Genomic DNA, 14,773 nt, shown 5'->3' on the forward strand with positions numbered 1-14,773 from the left:
GAGCGTACGCCATCACTCGGCCCGACGCAGCGCCAGCCCGATCGTCGCGCCGTCGAGGGTCAGCTCCTCGCGGGCAGTGGCGTCCGGCAGCTCCGCCGTCTCCCCCACCTCGAGCGCGACTGCGAGGGTCTCGGCTGCCAGCCACGGCCGGTGCGGTGCGAGCTGCTTGGCCACGTCCGCAGGCGCGGAAACGGCGACCACGATGCGGTCGCTGATCTCCAGGCCGGCCGACTTGCGCAGGTTCTGGAGCCGATGCGCGACCTCACGGGCCAATCCCTCGGCGGCCAGGGCGTCGTCGACCTGGGTGTCGAGCGCAACCAGCACCTCCCCGTCCTCGGCCATCTCATGGCCGGCGCGGGCCTGGGCCGTGAGCTCGAACTCGTCGGGCGCCAGGGTCACGCCGCCCGCCACCGCGCCGTCATCGGTCAGGTGCCAGTCACCCGATCGCACCGCGGCCATGATCCGGGCCACGTCCTGACCATGCCGCGGGCCGATGACCGGCAGGAGCGGATAGAGGGCGCGGTCGACCAGTTCGGCGTCGTCGGTGATGAGCTCCAGCTCCTTCACGTTGAGCTCGTCCCGGACATGGGACTCCAGCTCGGCCCCAACGGCCGGCTCGGATGCCAGGGCCCCGGCGGCGGACGTCGGCAGCCGAACCCGCATCCGGCGCAGCGGCTGCCGGGTGCGGATCCCGCTCGCGGCGCGCGCGGTACGGCCCAGCCCCACGACGCGCCGGGCGAGCGCGACTGATTGGTCGGTGGCCGTATCGCGACGGCCCCGCGAGCTCGGGTAGTCGCTCAGGTGCACGCTGTCAGGCCCGGCCGGGTCGACCGCCACCACCAGGTTCTGCCACAGCGCGTCAGCCAGGTGGGGAACGAAGGGTGCGAGGAGCTGGGTCAGAGTCGTCAGCACCTCGTGCAGGGTGGCGTAGGCGGCGCGCTTGTCAGCGTCCAGCTCTCCCTTCCAGAAGCGGCGACGGTTGCGCCTGACGTACCAGTTCGACAGCTCGTCGACGAATGCCTCGAGCCGGCGAGCCGCGCGCGCCGCGTCGTACGCGTCCAGATCCGCGCGGACGTCCTCCACCAGCCCATCCAGGCGGGACGCGATCCAGCGATCGAGCAGCGCCCGGCTGCCCTCGCCGTCGTCGGCGGCGCCGGGGACCCATCCGTCCAGGCGGGCATAGGTCACGAAGAAGCTGTAGGTGTTCCATAGCGGCAACACGAAGCGCCGAACGACCTCGGCCCCCGAGCTGTATCCGAAGTTCACGTTGACCGATGGGTTGGCGGCGGCATACAGCCAGCGCATGACATCGGCGCCGATCTCCTCCGCGGCGTCGTCGAACCAGATCGCGTTGCCGCGGCTCTTGTGCATCTCCTCGCCGTGCTCGTCGCGGACCAGGGCATGGCCGAGCAGCGTGCGCGTCGGTGGCCGGCCGGTGAGCACGGTGGACATGGTGAGCAGCGCGTAGAACCAATTGCGGAACTGGCCCGGGAACGATTCGGTGATGAAGTCGGCCGGGAACCAGGCGGCCCAATGCTCGGGGTCGTCCGTCCAGCCCAGGGTCGAATAGGCCACGATGCCCGCGTCGAGCCACGGGTTGCCCACGTCGGCGATGCGGCGCGCCCGTCCATCGCACGTACGACACGCGATCTCCACCTGGTCGATCCACGGGCGGTGCGCCGTGTGGCCGTCGAAGGCATCCCAGCCGGCCACCGCGCGCTCACGGAGCTCCTCCCTGGACCCGATCACCTCCCACGCCTCGCAGGACTCGCAGACCCAGAACGGCAACGCCAGGCCGTAGTAGCGCTTCTTGCTGATCATCCAATCCCGCATGTTCCGGAGCCAGTCGAGCTCGCGTTCCTCCAGGCCGATGCCCTCCGGCAACCATCGGACCTGGCGGGTCACTTCGCTGATCTCCTCGCGCAACGGGTCCATGGCAATGAACCACTCGTCGACCAGCCTGAACAACAGCTGCGTGCTGCAGCGCCAGCACACCGGGTAATGGTGGGTGAACGTCTCGCGGGCCACCAGGAGGCCCTTGGCCGCAAGGTCGTCGGCGACCGCCGGCGCCAGGTCATCTGCCTCTTCGGCGGTTGCGCCCGCGAACCGCCCGGTCTGCCATCCGTAGCCGTCGCGGAAGACCCCGAACTCGTCGATCGGGTCCAGGACCGCCAGCCCGTCGCGCTGGGCCAATGCGAAGTCCTCCTGGCCGCAGCCGGGGGCGATGTGGACGATGCCGGTCCCTTCGGCGTCCGAAACCTCGTCCCACGCGATGACTGCGTGCGCCACGCCGGCCTGCACGGGGAGCTCGTCGAACGGTCCGCGATACGTCAGACCCAACAGGTCGGCGCCGCGCGCCTCGCTCAGAACCACGGCGGAGGGAGCCAGTCGGGGGCGCGAACCCCGGCTCAGCCACCAGCGGTCGCCGTCCGCACCCTCGACCAGCTCGTACGTCAGTTCGGGATGCACCGCGGCGGCCACGTTGCTCGACAGGGTCCAGGGGGTCGTGGTCCACACCAGGAGGGACTCGCCCTCGTGGCCCGGGCTGGTCAACGGCAACCGGATGGTGAGCGACAGGTGGCTCAGCTCCCGGTAGCCCTCGGTCGCGATCTCCATGTTGGACAGGCCGGTGCCACAGCGCGGGCACCACGGCATGACGTCATGGCCGCGGTACAGCAGCCCGCGCTCGTGGCATCGGCGCAGGAACTGCCAGATCGTGTAGTTGTTTTGGTCGGAGTTCGTGTAGTAGGAGTGGTCCCAGTCCATCCAGTAGCCGAGCCGCCGGCTCTGCTCGGTGATGCGCTGGGCGAACGTCTCGACCCTCGCCTTGCACAGTTCGACGAAGCGGTCGATTCCGTAGGCCTCGATGTCACGCTTGTTCGTGAAGCCGAGCTCGCGCTCCACCTCGACCTCGATCCATAACCCCTGGCAGTCGAAGCCGTTCTGATAGCGCTGGCGCTCGCCGAGCATCGTGTGATAGCGCTGGTACAGGTCCTTGTAGGTCCGGCCCCACGCGTGGTGAACGCCCATCGGGTTGTTGGCGGTGATCGGTCCATCCAGGAAGCTGAATCGCCGTTCGGCGCGCTCGTTGCGCACGAGGTACCGCTCCGGCGTGCGCTGCCGGCGCCAGATCTCCGCCATCTCGCGCTCCAGCGCGGGCACGTCGAGCGAGCTGCTCACTGGCTTGAACACGGCGGTCGCCATTCCTCCAACCACACACGAATCCCGCCCCGATCGTGCCGGGACGGGATCAACTCCCGCGGTAACACCCGCGCTCTTCGATTGGCGCCGATGGTCGCAGCCGTCGGCGCCGATTGTCAATTTCAGTCAGCCGATGACGGACCGGGTCACCAGCAGGAGGGCCACCAAGGCCGCGACCGAACTCAGGCCGGCCAACCGCGGCCATCGGCCGTGCGCAAGAAAGATCGCCAGCGCGGCCACCGGTCCGCACAGCAGCAGAGCGGCGGCCAGCGGGTCGAGCCCAGACTGCCCGGGCGTCGCGCCGGTGATGAGCGCCAGGAGCCAGCTGAAGAGCGCGCCCACGAGCGGGGTTCCGATCAGGACGAGACCGGGCGTCAAATCGGGGCGCGCCACGCGGCGAGCCATATCCCGCGACGGCCGCCGGCGCGGGATGACGCGCGGGAAGGTCCTCGACGGCGCAGACGGCGTGGCCGTCGCTGTTGCAGCGGTTGCAGCGGTTGCAGCAGCCGGAATCGCCGATACCGCGGGAACCACGGCCGATGCGACCGAGGAAGAAACGACCGCGGCGGACGCGACCGCGGGGATGGGCGCGGGGACGGACGGCACCACTCTCGTGCCAGCAGGGGTCAGGGCCGCCACGCTGGCCGTGAAGCTGGCAGCCGCCTGCTCCTCGCGAGCCCCGGTGATGGCGGCGCGGCGCTCGCGGGCCAGCCGGTCCTCGAGCCACATGCGCTCGATCCCGGTCAGCGGCCGGGGCTGTGTCGCCCGTTCGAACACCGGCGCCGGCTGGGGGGCAGGCATCGGTTCGAAGGCCGGTGTCCCTCTCAAGGCGGGTGGTCCTCGGAAGGCGGGCGGCCCTCGAAATGCGGGTTCGAGTGCGGGTGCGGGTTGGAGAGCTGGAGCCGTGGTGGCCATCGGGGGCACCGGTACTCGCGGAACGGCGCCCGACGGGATGGCCATCGGCCGGAAGCCCGGCGGGGCGACCTCCGGCGGTGCGCCGGCCGCCGAGATCCGACGCTCGGCGCGCGTCTGCGCCGCCGCCCGTAACGCGGCCACGAAGTCCGCTTCTGAGGCAACGGCGACCGCCACGCGGCCTCGCTCAGTAGGCACCAGGATGACGGCGGGGGTCACGGCCAGGCGGATGACCTCAACTGCCTCGCCGGCGGGAAGCGTGGCTCGCCCCACCGCCCAACCCAGCGAGCCGAGGCGCACCCTCAGGTTCACCTTCCGCGGCCCGGCGGTCGCGACCCGGTTCATGTCTCCCCGCACAAGGTGATAACGCCGGTCAGTCCCCACCCCCCTCAGGTGGAGGTAGTCGGGCTCGACCATCAGCCGGAGGGACAGGATTCGGATCGCCAGCCCCAGCCCGATAAACCCGACCACTCCGCCGGCCACCAGGAGCGCGACCATCGGCGCTGCGCCCACGATCACCCCAAGCGCACCAGCCGCCGCTCCGACCATAACGAGCAGTGCCGGAGCGGCCAGCATGCGTCTCGGATCGCGGGCCAATTCGACCCGGGCCAATGGTGCGGCGGAGAGACTCACGCCGGGTGCCTCGTGCTGCCCCTCGTACCGTGCGGCGCCGGGGCGGTCAGTAGACCGGGGTCAGCCAACCCCGGTAGGTGTCGGACCGACCCCGCACCGCGTCGAAGTAGATCGTGTGCAGCCGGCGGGTGATCGGCCCCGGAGCGCCCTGCCCGATCGTCCGGTTATCGATCTCGATCACCGGGGCCAGCTGGGCGCCCGTGCCGCACAGGAAGACCTCGTCTGCCTGGTACAGCTCGGTGCGATCGATGACCCGTTCGACCACGCCGATGCCCAGGTCGCCGGCCACCTCCATGATGTGGCGGCGGGTAATCCCCTCCAGGATGTTGTCGGTCACCGCCGGGGTGACGAGGGCGCCGTCCCGGACGATGAACAGGTTCTCGGCGCTGCCCTCGCTCACGTGCCCGTCCTGGGTCAGCATGATGGCCTCGTCGAAGCCGTTGACCTGCGCCTCGGACTTGGCCAGCGCCCCGTTGACGTAGCCGCCGGTGATCTTGCTCCGGGCCGGAATGGCGTTGTCGTCGTTCCGCCGCCAGCTGCTGACCTGGGCCCGGATGCCGTTTTCGGTGTCGATGTACTTGCCGAACGGGAGCGTGAAGATGACGAGGTCCGTCTCGAGGTTGTGGAGGCGGACGCCGACCGCTTCGGTGGACTTGTACAGGATGGGCCGGATGTAGGCGTCCTCGCGCATTTCGCTCCGCCGCAGGATCTCGAGCGTAATCCCGATCAGCTCCTCGGGGCTGTGCCGAAGCTCGAGCTGGAGGATGGGCGCTGACCGATGCAGGCGCTGAAAATGGGCGAGGAGATCGAGGCCGTAGAGCTGTTCCTGCTCCGGGTTCCAGTAGGCGCGGATGCCCTCGAACACGGCGGTCCCGTAGTTGAACGCATGCGTCGTGACGCTGATCCGGGCCTCGTCCAGCGGAACCAGCTCTCCCCGGAAGTACGCCCATAGACCAACCGTTGAGCGGGGGTGGGGATGCACGCCAGTCGAGGACTCCTGCTTCAGCACGGCAATCTCCTCACCGGCCGGGCCGCGTGGGCGGTACGAGGTCTCGGCACCGGCGGAGAGTATACGCCGGCACTCCTATCAGCCCCCACCGGGCGGGAAGAGCACGACCGCCAGGATATAGAGCACGTAGATCGGTCCACCGATGAGCAGCCAGGACCCCCGGAGGCGGTGCGTTCGGAGCATGGGGCCAAGGATGAGGAGCGTGGCGAGGATCGCGGCGCCCGCCGAGGCGAACGACAATGCGTTCTCGGCGTTGAACGTCCAGCTCGTGAACAGGATCCCAATCGCGGTCGGGAAGCAGGCCTGGAAGACCATCGCCCCGGTGATGTTGCCCATCGCCAGCGTGTCCTTGCCTTTCCGAACCCACAGCACGCTGTTGAACTTCTCCGGCAGCTCGGTCGCGATGGGCGCCACGATGAGCGCGAAGAGACGCGCGTCAAACCCGATCGCGACCGAGGCGTGCTCCAGGGCACCCACGAACACCTGCGCTCCGAGCACGATGCAGCCCAGGGCGACCAGGGTCTGGGCCACGATGATCCACAGCCGCGGCATGCCGTGGCTCTCGAGCTGCCCGGCATCCTCAGGAAGGTGGGTGTCCGCCCCACCCTTTAGGCCCGGCAACCGCGTGGCGTGCAGGCGCGCCAGCTCGGGCGCCTCCCCGTCGCCGCCCCCGCGGAAGTGGGCGCGGACGTAAAACACGTAGATCCCCGTCAGCAGCACCACCGCGAGGTAATCGGCCCAACGCCACGCCTCGGGCAGGAACGCCGCGCCAATGGCGATCCCGTAGGCGACGAGGAAGAACACCACGTCCTGCGCCATGACGTCCACGTTGACGGTCATGTCGGAGGCCCGCCGGCCGCGGCGGGCGAAGGCCAGGATGGCGAGCCCGGTGATGAACATGGCCAGGGTGGCCAGCGTGAACGGCGCGCCGAGAATGGCGCCCACGCCGACCTCCTCCGAACCAACGCTCGCTACTCCGCCGGCGAGCACCGGACCCACGATGGCAATCACCGGAATGAGCGTTTCGGGGAGTGCGGTGGCCACCGCGGCCAGGACGCTGCCAACCGCCCCCTCCCCCAGGTTCAGCCGGTGGCCGAACCACTCGATCCCGTTCGTGAAGAGCTCGGCACCGATCAGGATGATGGCCAGCGAGAAGACGAAGAGGATGACGTCCATGCCGAAGCCTTGGCCCTCCGCCGACGCTCAGGCCGATCGCGCGGTCAGGGCCGGAGGTGCTGGGGAGCGATGGGCAGTAGCGCGACCTGGCGCGCGCGCTTGAGGGCCACCGTCAGCATGCGCTGATGGCGGGCGCAGGTCCCCGTCTTCCGCCGTGGCTCGATCTTGGCACGCTCCGAGAGGTAACGCCGCAGGCGGTTGACCTCCTTGTAATCGATGGCGTCGACCTTGTCGACGCAGAAGTTGCAGACCTTGCGGCGGCGCCGGTCACGGTAGTAGTCCGATGTCTCGCGGCGTCGGGGTCGGGCTGGGTTGGGCATGCGCAATCAGTCCTCGGGCGGTTCAGAACGGAATATCGTCAAGGTCCACGCTTTCCGACGCGGCACCCTCGCCGGCCGCAGCAGGAGCGCCCCTCGGGACGGCCGCCGGCGGTGCGTCGCTGGCTGCCTCACCGATGCCGAACGCCTCGCCCGGATCGCGGCGCTCGAGGGAGACGACGCGGGCAAACCGAATCTCCACCGAGGTGCGCTTCTGGCCGTCATTGCCCTCGAACTCACGGACCCGCAGCTGACCTTCGGCGAATACCTTGTTGCCCTTGCGGAACTGCTCGGCGGCGCGCTCAGCAGCCTGGTCCCACAGCTCGACGCGGAACCACTGCGTCTCCTCCTGCCATTCCCCGTCCTGGCCGCGATGTCGGTTGTTGACGGCCACCCGGAGGTTGGTCACCGCCTTGCCGCCCGGCGTGTAGCGCAGCTCGGGGTCGGCTCCCAGGTTACCGATGATCATCATCTTATTGAGCGTCATTTCGCCACCTCCTCTGGCGCGTTCACGTCCACTTCCTCGGCGTCCAGCTCGAGCTCATGCACATCCGGTGGCGGCCCCACGTTATCCCCGTCGACCTCGGCCGAGACGCCTTCGTCAGCGCCTCCCGCGGCACTCTTGCGGGGCTCGAGGACGACGACCAGGTGGCGGAGGATCTCCTCGCTGATGAGCAGGCCGCGCTCGATCTCCCGTACCGCGGCCGGCTCGATGTCGAAATGAATGAGGAAATACGAGGCGTCCCGGTGGTGCTGAATGGGATAGGCGAGGCGCCGCTTGCCCCACGGCGAGATCTTGCTCAAGCCGCCACCGGCGTTCACGATGGCGCGCGTCACGCGCTCGACGGCCGCCTGAAGCTGGTCGTCCTCCAGGTCGGGCCGGAACAGGAGCATGAGTTCGTATCGGCGCACCGGCCGGATCTCCTCTCTCTGGGTTTGCGGCACTCGCCCGGGGCGGTGCGGCAGAAAGGGTCTAGAAACACGCCGACCTCCGAAAACGGAGGCGCCGGATCAGTATAGCCCAGCCCAGCGGTCCCACGCTGGCGTCCGAGTCGGTCCGCGTCTATCCTGATGCCCCTTTTTGCCAGTGAGGCTCCTGTGTCGCGTCGCCCCGTCATCCTGATCTGCGCCCCGGACGAAGAACTCCGAGCCGCTCTGCGCGCCGCTCTGAGCGCCTCGGACCAGGAGGTTCGGGAGGTCACAACCCCGACCGAGGCGGTCGCGGTCCTGGGTGGCGGTGGCGTGGACCTCGTGATCGCCGAGGGCCTGATCGCGTCGGGGGCGATTGGCTCGCTCCGCGCGGCGCGTCGGGATGAGAGTGTCCCGATCCTCGTCGTCGCGCCGCCGGGGGACGTGGAGGCGCGCATCGCCTTCCTGGAGGCGGGAGCGGACGACGTCATCGAGACCGGCTTCGCGCGCCGCGAGCTGGACTCACGGGTCCGCGCCATGTTGATCCGGGCCGGCGCGGTGGCTCCCGACCCCACGACCCCGGGCACCGGGCAGCTGATCGCGTTCTTCTCGCCCAAGGGCGGCGTGGGGACGACCGCGCTTGCCGTCAACTGTGCGGCCCTGCTGCCCAGCGGCGGTTCCGGAGAGGTCCCCGGCGCACGCGTGGTTCTCGTCGACCTCGACCTCCAATTCGGCCAGGTGGCCACCCACCTCAACCTCACCCCCAAGCTCGACTTCGCCCGCCTTGCCGACGATGACGACGCCCGAACGGATCCCGAAGCGCTGGCCGGCTACCTCACGCCGCACGGCTCGGGACTCATGGTCCTCGCGTCGCCCACCAGCCCCGACAGCGCGGCCCGGATCAGCGTCGAGGCGGTCGAGCAGGTCATCGGTACCCTCCGCTCGGTGTTCGACTTCGTGGTCGTGGACTGCGGCACCCGGCTCGATCCCCGCACCATCTGGGTTCTCGAGCAGGCCCAGGCCAATGTCTTCGTCGTGTTCCCCGAGCTTGGCGCCCTGCGGGCGATGAACGACCTCATCCACTTCCTGGGTGAAGCGGCCATCCTCCAGGGTCGGACCCATTTCGTGGTCAACCACGTCGCGGCGCGCGAGCTGCTGAAGACTCGGGATGTCGAGAACCTGCTGCGTTCGCGGCCGACCGCTGAGATCCCTTTCGCCGACGTTGACATGAGCCGGTCGGTGAACGAGGGCACTCCCATCGTCCTGTCCAAGCCCAGCTCGCCGGTGGGGCTCGCCATTCAGCGCCTGACTGCAGCATTGGTGGGGGCCGAGCTGCGCTCCACCTCCAAGCCCAGCAAGGAGCGGCGCCCGCTCTTCAGCCGCGGCTAGCGGCCGCCGGGGCTACCTGGCGGCTTCTTCGGGGTGTAGTGTCCTTCGGGATGGCGCCTTCAGCGCCGGGTCTCCAAGCTCAATGAACGGGAGGTCGAGAGATGCGCGGTGGCGTAGGAATCATCGGCGTGATCATCATCGTTCTGGTGATCCTCTGGCTGGTCGGCGTCATCAAGCTATGAGGAGCGCCGCGTAGCGTTTGTCGCCGCCACCGCGTCCTAATCGGCCGGCCGCAAATCAATAGCCCGAAGGGGCCTAATCACTAGATGCCCCGGCCCATGCAAAACACACGCCGGATCACGGTCAACGCGAAGGGATAGTTCAGGAGTTTTCGGCCGCCCTCGGCAAAGGCCTGAAGGCCGAGAATTCCCGTCTCGACTTTCTCCACCTGAACCTCGGTCACACGCACACCACGCGGGTCGCGGGATTGCTCGGCGAGCGCGGATGGGAGCTAGTGTCGCATGCGCTCCTGACGGGCAGGCACGAGTACTGGGCGTTCAAGAGGGAGATCGGCGCCGCCTGACTACCAGAGTCGGCTTCCAACGCCCACCCGGGCTACCGCGGTTCGCCGGACGTCGAATCGCGGGAGGTTCGCCGGGGCGAGGTTTGCGGGACGTGGTATGGATGCCCGGCTACCGCGGGTCCCGAGAGGTCGGATGACAGGGAAGTCCGCCGGGGCGAACCCCGTGGGCCCAGGTCGAGTGGGACCATCGTGTCGCTGGCCTCGGGATGGCACGACCGGGTAGTCTGCTTGCGATGGGAAAGATCCCGATCCGCCGCTCCCTCGTCGTCTCCCTCGTCCTGACCAGCAACCTGGTCCTCGCGGCACCGGCGGCCGCCGCGACCGTCCCCACGGGCTTTACCGACACCATCGTCGCGAGCGGGATGCCGAACCCAACAGCCATGGCGTTCGCGCCCGATGGCCGGCTGTTCGTCGCGCAGCAGGGCGGTGCCCTGCGGGTGATCAAGAACGGGTCGCTGCTCGCGACGCCGTTCCTGACCGCGACGGTCAGCTCGTCAGGCGAGCGCGGGCTGCTGGGCGTCGCCTTCGATCCCGACTTCCCTATCAACCAGTACGTGTACGTCTATTACACGGCGACGACCCCGGCCATCCACAACCGGGTCAGCCGGTTCACCGCCAACGGTGACGTCGCGGTGCCGGGGAGCGAGATTGTAATCCTCGATCTCCCCAACCTCTCGGCGACGAATCACAACGGAGGTGCGATCCATTTCGGGCCCGACGGCAAGCTCTACGTCGCCGTCGGCGAGAATGCCGTTTCGTCCAACTCCCAAACCCTGGCCAATACCCTCGGAAAGCTGCTCCGGATCAACCGCGACGGCTCGATCCCGACCGACAACCCGTTCTACGGCTCGACCAGCGGCGTCAACCGGTCGATCTGGGCGATAGGCCTTCGGAATCCGTTCACATTCGCGTTCCAGTCGAGCACGGGTCGGTTGTTCATCAACGACGTCGGGGCGGGCACGTGGGAGGAGATCAACGACGGAATCGCGGGCTCGAACTACGGCTGGCCGGCGTCTGAAGGTCCAACGAGCACGCCGGGGCAGCGCGGGCCCGTCTTCGCTTATGGCCATGGCAATGGCCCGGTTGACGGGTGCGCGATCGCCGGCGGCGCCTTCTACAACCCCGTCGCCGTCCAGTTCCCGGCGTCCTTCGTCGGGAGCTACTTCTTCGCCGACTTGTGCGCCAACTCGATCTATCGGATCGACCCGGCCAACGGCTATGCGATCAGCACCTTCGCGACGGGGATCGACTCGCCGGTCGACCTGCAGGTCGGACCTGACGGCAACCTCTATTACCTCGCCCGCGGAAGTGGAGGCGTCGTGGGCCGGATCGCCTACCCGACCAGCCCGCCGCCGCCGACAGAGACCACGTTCGTCGCGGTCAGCCCGGTACGGGTGCTGGACAGCCGGTTCGGGACCGGGCTGTCGGGCGCCTTCGCGGCCGGTGTGCCCCGGTCCTGGCAGGTGGCGGGCGTCGACGGGTTGCCGGCCGATGCGGTGGCGGTAACCGGCAACGTCACGGTGACCGGCCAGACAGGGGCTGGCTGGGTGACCGTGTCTCCAACTCCCAGCATCAACGCCTCGCCGTCGACGGTGAATGTCCCGGTCGGCGACACCCGGGCCAACAACGTCACGATCGCGCTCGGGCCCGGCGGCAGCCTGTCGGCCGTATATGCGGCGGCGCCCGGGCGGACGTCCCAACTCATCTTCGACGTGACCGGCTACTTCCTCGCCTCGAACGCCGGGGCCACCTACCGGCCGCTCGCGCCGGTCCGCAGCCTCGACACCCGGTTCGGGAACGGGCTGAGCGGGACGTTCGCGACCGCCGTGCCACGGACCTGGCAGGTCGCCGGCCGCAACGGCATCCCGGCGGGCGCGGTGGCGATCACCGGGAACGTCACCGTCACCGGCCAGACGAGCGGCGGCTGGGTGACCGTGACCCCGGACCCGGTCGGCTCGCCAGCCACCTCCACCCTGAATTTCCCGGCCGCCGACACGAGAGCCAACGGGCTTACCGTGGCGCTGGGATCGGGCGGGACGCTCAGCGCGGTCTACCACGGGAGTTCGGGCGCGTCGACCCATCTGGTCTTCGACGTGACTGGCTACTACCTGGCGGATCTCGCCGGGGCGCGATTTGTGCCGCTCGTCCCGGGCCGCGTGCTCGACAGCCGCTTCATCACCGGACTGGCCGGGCCGTTCGTCTCAGGGACCCCCAGGGTGCTGACCGTCGTCCCGGGCGGCGCCGTCCCGACAACCGCGGCCGCGATCACCGGCAATCTGACCGTCGTCAACGCGCGCTCGGCGGGCTGGGTCGCCCTGACCGAGCAGCCGACCGCCAGCCCGGGCAGCACGTCCACCCTGAACTTCCCGGCCGCCGACACGAGAGCCAACGGGATCACCGCGCCACTGTCACCAGCTGGCACTGTCGCTCTGATCTATGTCGGGACGAGCGGCACCACCACCGACCTCATCCTCGACGTCACCGGCTACTTCCACTAGCAAGATCGAGGCCCGCTTTACCGTCGCCGGCCAGCCGAGCGAGCCCCGTGCCCTGTTGACCGCCACCGAAGAGGCGAAGATCGCTGCGCTCGTGAAGAAGCCGCGAGCTAGGCGGCGGCACCTGGCCGAGGCCTAACCCAGCCTTGCGATCGCTTCGTCGGTCGATACGACATCGGCGAATTCGTCGTGGAGGCTCGCGAGACTCGTGCGGTGGATCAGGTCGGCGGGGAAGACCTCTCCGTCCGGTCCTTCCCGATCGAAGGTTGCACACGAATCGCCGACGACCCAAGTCTCGAATCCGAGGTTGCCCGACATCCTCGCCGTGGTTGACCCACAGTGGTCGGTTGTCAGTGCTGCGATCACGACCGTGGTGGCGCCCGCTGCGCGAAGCCGCTCTTCCAGATCGGTTCCGATGAATGCGGAGTTGACTCCCTTGGTCAAGACCGGCTCATCCGCCAGCGGCATCGCTTCCGGCTTGAACTCGAACCCGGGGTCACCCTCGTTGAAGAAGTGCCACTCGGGGTCTGTCTCGCGATGTCGAACATGGATGACCGGCGCGTCCGCGGCCCGCCAAGCTGCGAGCAGCCGCGCGACGTTCCCTTCCGCGCCGGGGTTGTTCCGCTTTCCCCATACCGGGTCATCGAATGCTCTCTGCATATCGACTATCACTAGGGTCGGTTTCTCGGGCATGTCGAAACCCTATGCGTAGGGCGCTGCCGCCGCAATAGCGAGCGGCTTGCTCGGGTCCATTTCCTGACGCTCGGCCGATCCCGCCTGCACGCATCCAGAGCAACGCATGCAGCTCAGCGAACCGAAGCCCGAACTCGGCGTCGGCCCCGTCCGGGGCTCGTTGCCACGTGACACCTGGGCGTCAGCCGATGCGGATCATCTTCTTGTTCACGAACTCGTCGGCGCCGAAGCGGCCGAGCTCGCGGCCCGAGCCCGAGCGCTTGATGCCGCCGAACGGCAGCTCGGCGCCGTCGGCGAGCACGACGTTCACGAACACCATGCCGGCCTCGATGCCGTCGGCGACGCGGAGCGCCTGCTCCTGGTCGGTGGTGTAGACGTACGAGCCCAGGCCGAACGGGGTGTCGTTCGCGATGCGCACGGCGTCGGCCTCGTCCTTCGCGCGGTACACCTGCGCGACCGGGCCGAAGAACTCCTCCTTGGAGGCGGGGTTTTCGGGAGTGACATCCGTCAGCACGGTCGTCTGGAAGAACGCGCCGTCGCGGGTGCCGCCGTGCACGAGCGTCGCGCCGTGCTCGATCGCGCGCTTGACCTGCTCGTCGACGCCCTCGGCGGCCTTCAGCGAGGACAGCGGGCCGAGCGCCGAGTCGGCCGACGTCGGGTCGGTCGCCTCGATCTCGGCGATCTTCGCGCTGAACTTCTCGAGGAAGGGCTCGTACAGTTCGTCGGCGACGATGAAGCGCTTGGCCGCGTTGCAGGACTGGCCGCTGTTGTCGAGGCGGGCGTCGACCGCGTTCTGCACGGTGGCGTCGAGGTCGTCGGTCGAGAGCAGGATGAAGGGGTCCGAGCCGCCGAGCTCGAGCACGACCTTCTTCAGGTGGCGGCCGGCGATCTCGGCGACCGCGGCGCCGGCGCGCTGGGAGCCGGTGAGCGAGACGCCCTGCACGCGCGGGTCCGCGATGACCTGCTCGATCTGGTCGTGCGAGGCGTAGATGTTCACGTAGGCGCCGGCCGGGAAGCCCGCGTCGAGGAAGATCTGCTGCATCGCGGCGGCGGACTCGGGGCACTGCTCGGCGTGCTTGAGCAGGATCGTGTTGCCGATGATGAGGTTCGGGCCGGCGAAGCGGGCGACCTGGTAGTACGGGAAGTTCCACGGCATGACGCCGAGCAGCACCCCGAGCGACGAGCGGCGGATGACCGCCGAGCCATCGCCCGCGAGGAGCTGGATCGGCTCGTCCTTCAGGAAGTCCGCCGAGTGGTCGGCGTAGTACTCGTAGATCGCCGCGGCGAAGTCAGCCTCGCCGAGCGCCTGCTTGATCGGCTTGCCCATCTCGCGCACGATGAGCTCCGCCAGCTCCTGGCGGCGCTCGGTGTGCAGTTCGCTGACGCGGCGGATGAGGGCCGCGCGCTCCTCGACCGTGGTCGACTTCGACCAGGTGCGGTGCGCCTCGTCGGCTGCGGCGATCGCGGCCTCGAGCTCGGCGTCGGTGATGGTGTCGTAGGTCTTGACCGTCTCGCC

12 protein-coding genes are annotated in these 14,773 nt (G+C 68.9%); 2 read left to right on the top strand and 10 right to left on the bottom strand.

Annotated elements, in window-relative coordinates:
• Positions 1-12 precede the first annotated feature (12 nt).
• From ileS to rpsF, 7 genes are all read right to left on the bottom strand, one after another.
• On the bottom strand, positions 13-3,204 hold the full coding sequence (gene ileS, locus AABM41_05285) for an isoleucine--tRNA ligase (protein MEK6191726.1): 3,192 nt from the start codon (positions 3,202-3,204) through the stop codon (positions 13-15).
• A 123-nt stretch (positions 3,205-3,327) separates the two neighbouring features.
• Complete coding sequence (locus AABM41_05290) at positions 3,328-4,746, bottom strand: hypothetical protein (protein ID MEK6191727.1); 1,419 nt, start codon at positions 4,744-4,746, stop codon at positions 3,328-3,330.
• A 46-nt stretch (positions 4,747-4,792) separates the two neighbouring features.
• Positions 4,793-5,755, bottom strand: a complete 963-nt coding sequence (locus AABM41_05295) for a branched-chain amino acid transaminase (protein ID MEK6191728.1) — start codon at positions 5,753-5,755, stop codon at positions 4,793-4,795.
• Positions 5,756-5,833: 78 nt separating this feature from the next.
• Positions 5,834-6,931 carry a sodium:calcium antiporter gene (locus AABM41_05300; GenBank protein MEK6191729.1) on the bottom strand — a complete coding sequence of 366 codons (1,098 nt, stop codon included), beginning with the start codon at positions 6,929-6,931 and terminating at the stop codon, positions 5,834-5,836.
• A gap of 44 nt (positions 6,932-6,975) precedes the next feature.
• Positions 6,976-7,251 carry a 30S ribosomal protein S18 gene (rpsR, locus tag AABM41_05305; protein MEK6191730.1) on the bottom strand — a complete coding sequence of 92 codons (276 nt, stop codon included), beginning with the start codon at positions 7,249-7,251 and terminating at the stop codon, positions 6,976-6,978.
• A gap of 22 nt (positions 7,252-7,273) precedes the next feature.
• Positions 7,274-7,735, bottom strand: coding sequence for a single-stranded DNA-binding protein (gene ssb / locus AABM41_05310; GenBank protein MEK6191731.1), 462 nt, complete (start codon positions 7,733-7,735; stop codon positions 7,274-7,276).
• A complete protein-coding gene (gene rpsF / locus AABM41_05315; protein MEK6191732.1) occupies positions 7,732-8,160 on the bottom strand; it encodes a 30S ribosomal protein S6 in 429 nt (142 codons plus the stop codon). Before rpsF ends, ssb begins: the two co-directional genes overlap by 4 nt.
• Positions 8,161-8,346: 186 nt before the next feature.
• On the opposite strand from rpsF, the gene AABM41_05320 reads away from it, so the two are divergent.
• Entirely contained in the window at positions 8,347-9,546 is a 1,200-nt protein-coding gene (locus tag AABM41_05320) for an AAA family ATPase (GenBank protein MEK6191733.1), read from the top strand.
• Positions 9,547-9,808: 262 nt separating this feature from the next.
• Here AABM41_05320 and AABM41_05325 read toward each other — a convergent pair whose 3' ends face one another.
• Positions 9,809-9,949 (bottom strand): hypothetical protein, encoded by a 141-nt coding sequence (locus tag AABM41_05325; GenBank protein ID MEK6191734.1) that lies wholly within the window; start codon positions 9,947-9,949, stop codon positions 9,809-9,811.
• Between the two features lie 353 nt (positions 9,950-10,302).
• On the opposite strand from AABM41_05325, the gene AABM41_05330 reads away from it, so the two are divergent.
• Entirely contained in the window at positions 10,303-12,567 is a 2,265-nt protein-coding gene (locus AABM41_05330; GenBank protein ID MEK6191735.1) for a PQQ-dependent sugar dehydrogenase, read from the top strand.
• Positions 12,568-12,699: 132 nt separating this feature from the next.
• On the opposite strand, the gene AABM41_05335 is transcribed toward AABM41_05330, so the two are convergent.
• A complete protein-coding gene (locus tag AABM41_05335; GenBank protein MEK6191736.1) occupies positions 12,700-13,257 on the bottom strand; it encodes a cysteine hydrolase family protein in 558 nt (185 codons plus the stop codon).
• 181 nt (positions 13,258-13,438) lie between these two features.
• Positions 13,439-14,773, bottom strand: a 1,335-nt coding sequence (locus AABM41_05340; protein ID MEK6191737.1) for an NAD-dependent succinate-semialdehyde dehydrogenase, incomplete at its 5' end; no start/stop codon positions are given.

This window comes from Chloroflexota bacterium (assembly GCA_038040195.1).
Classification (GTDB): Bacteria; Chloroflexota; Limnocylindria; order QHBO01; family QHBO01; genus DASTEQ01.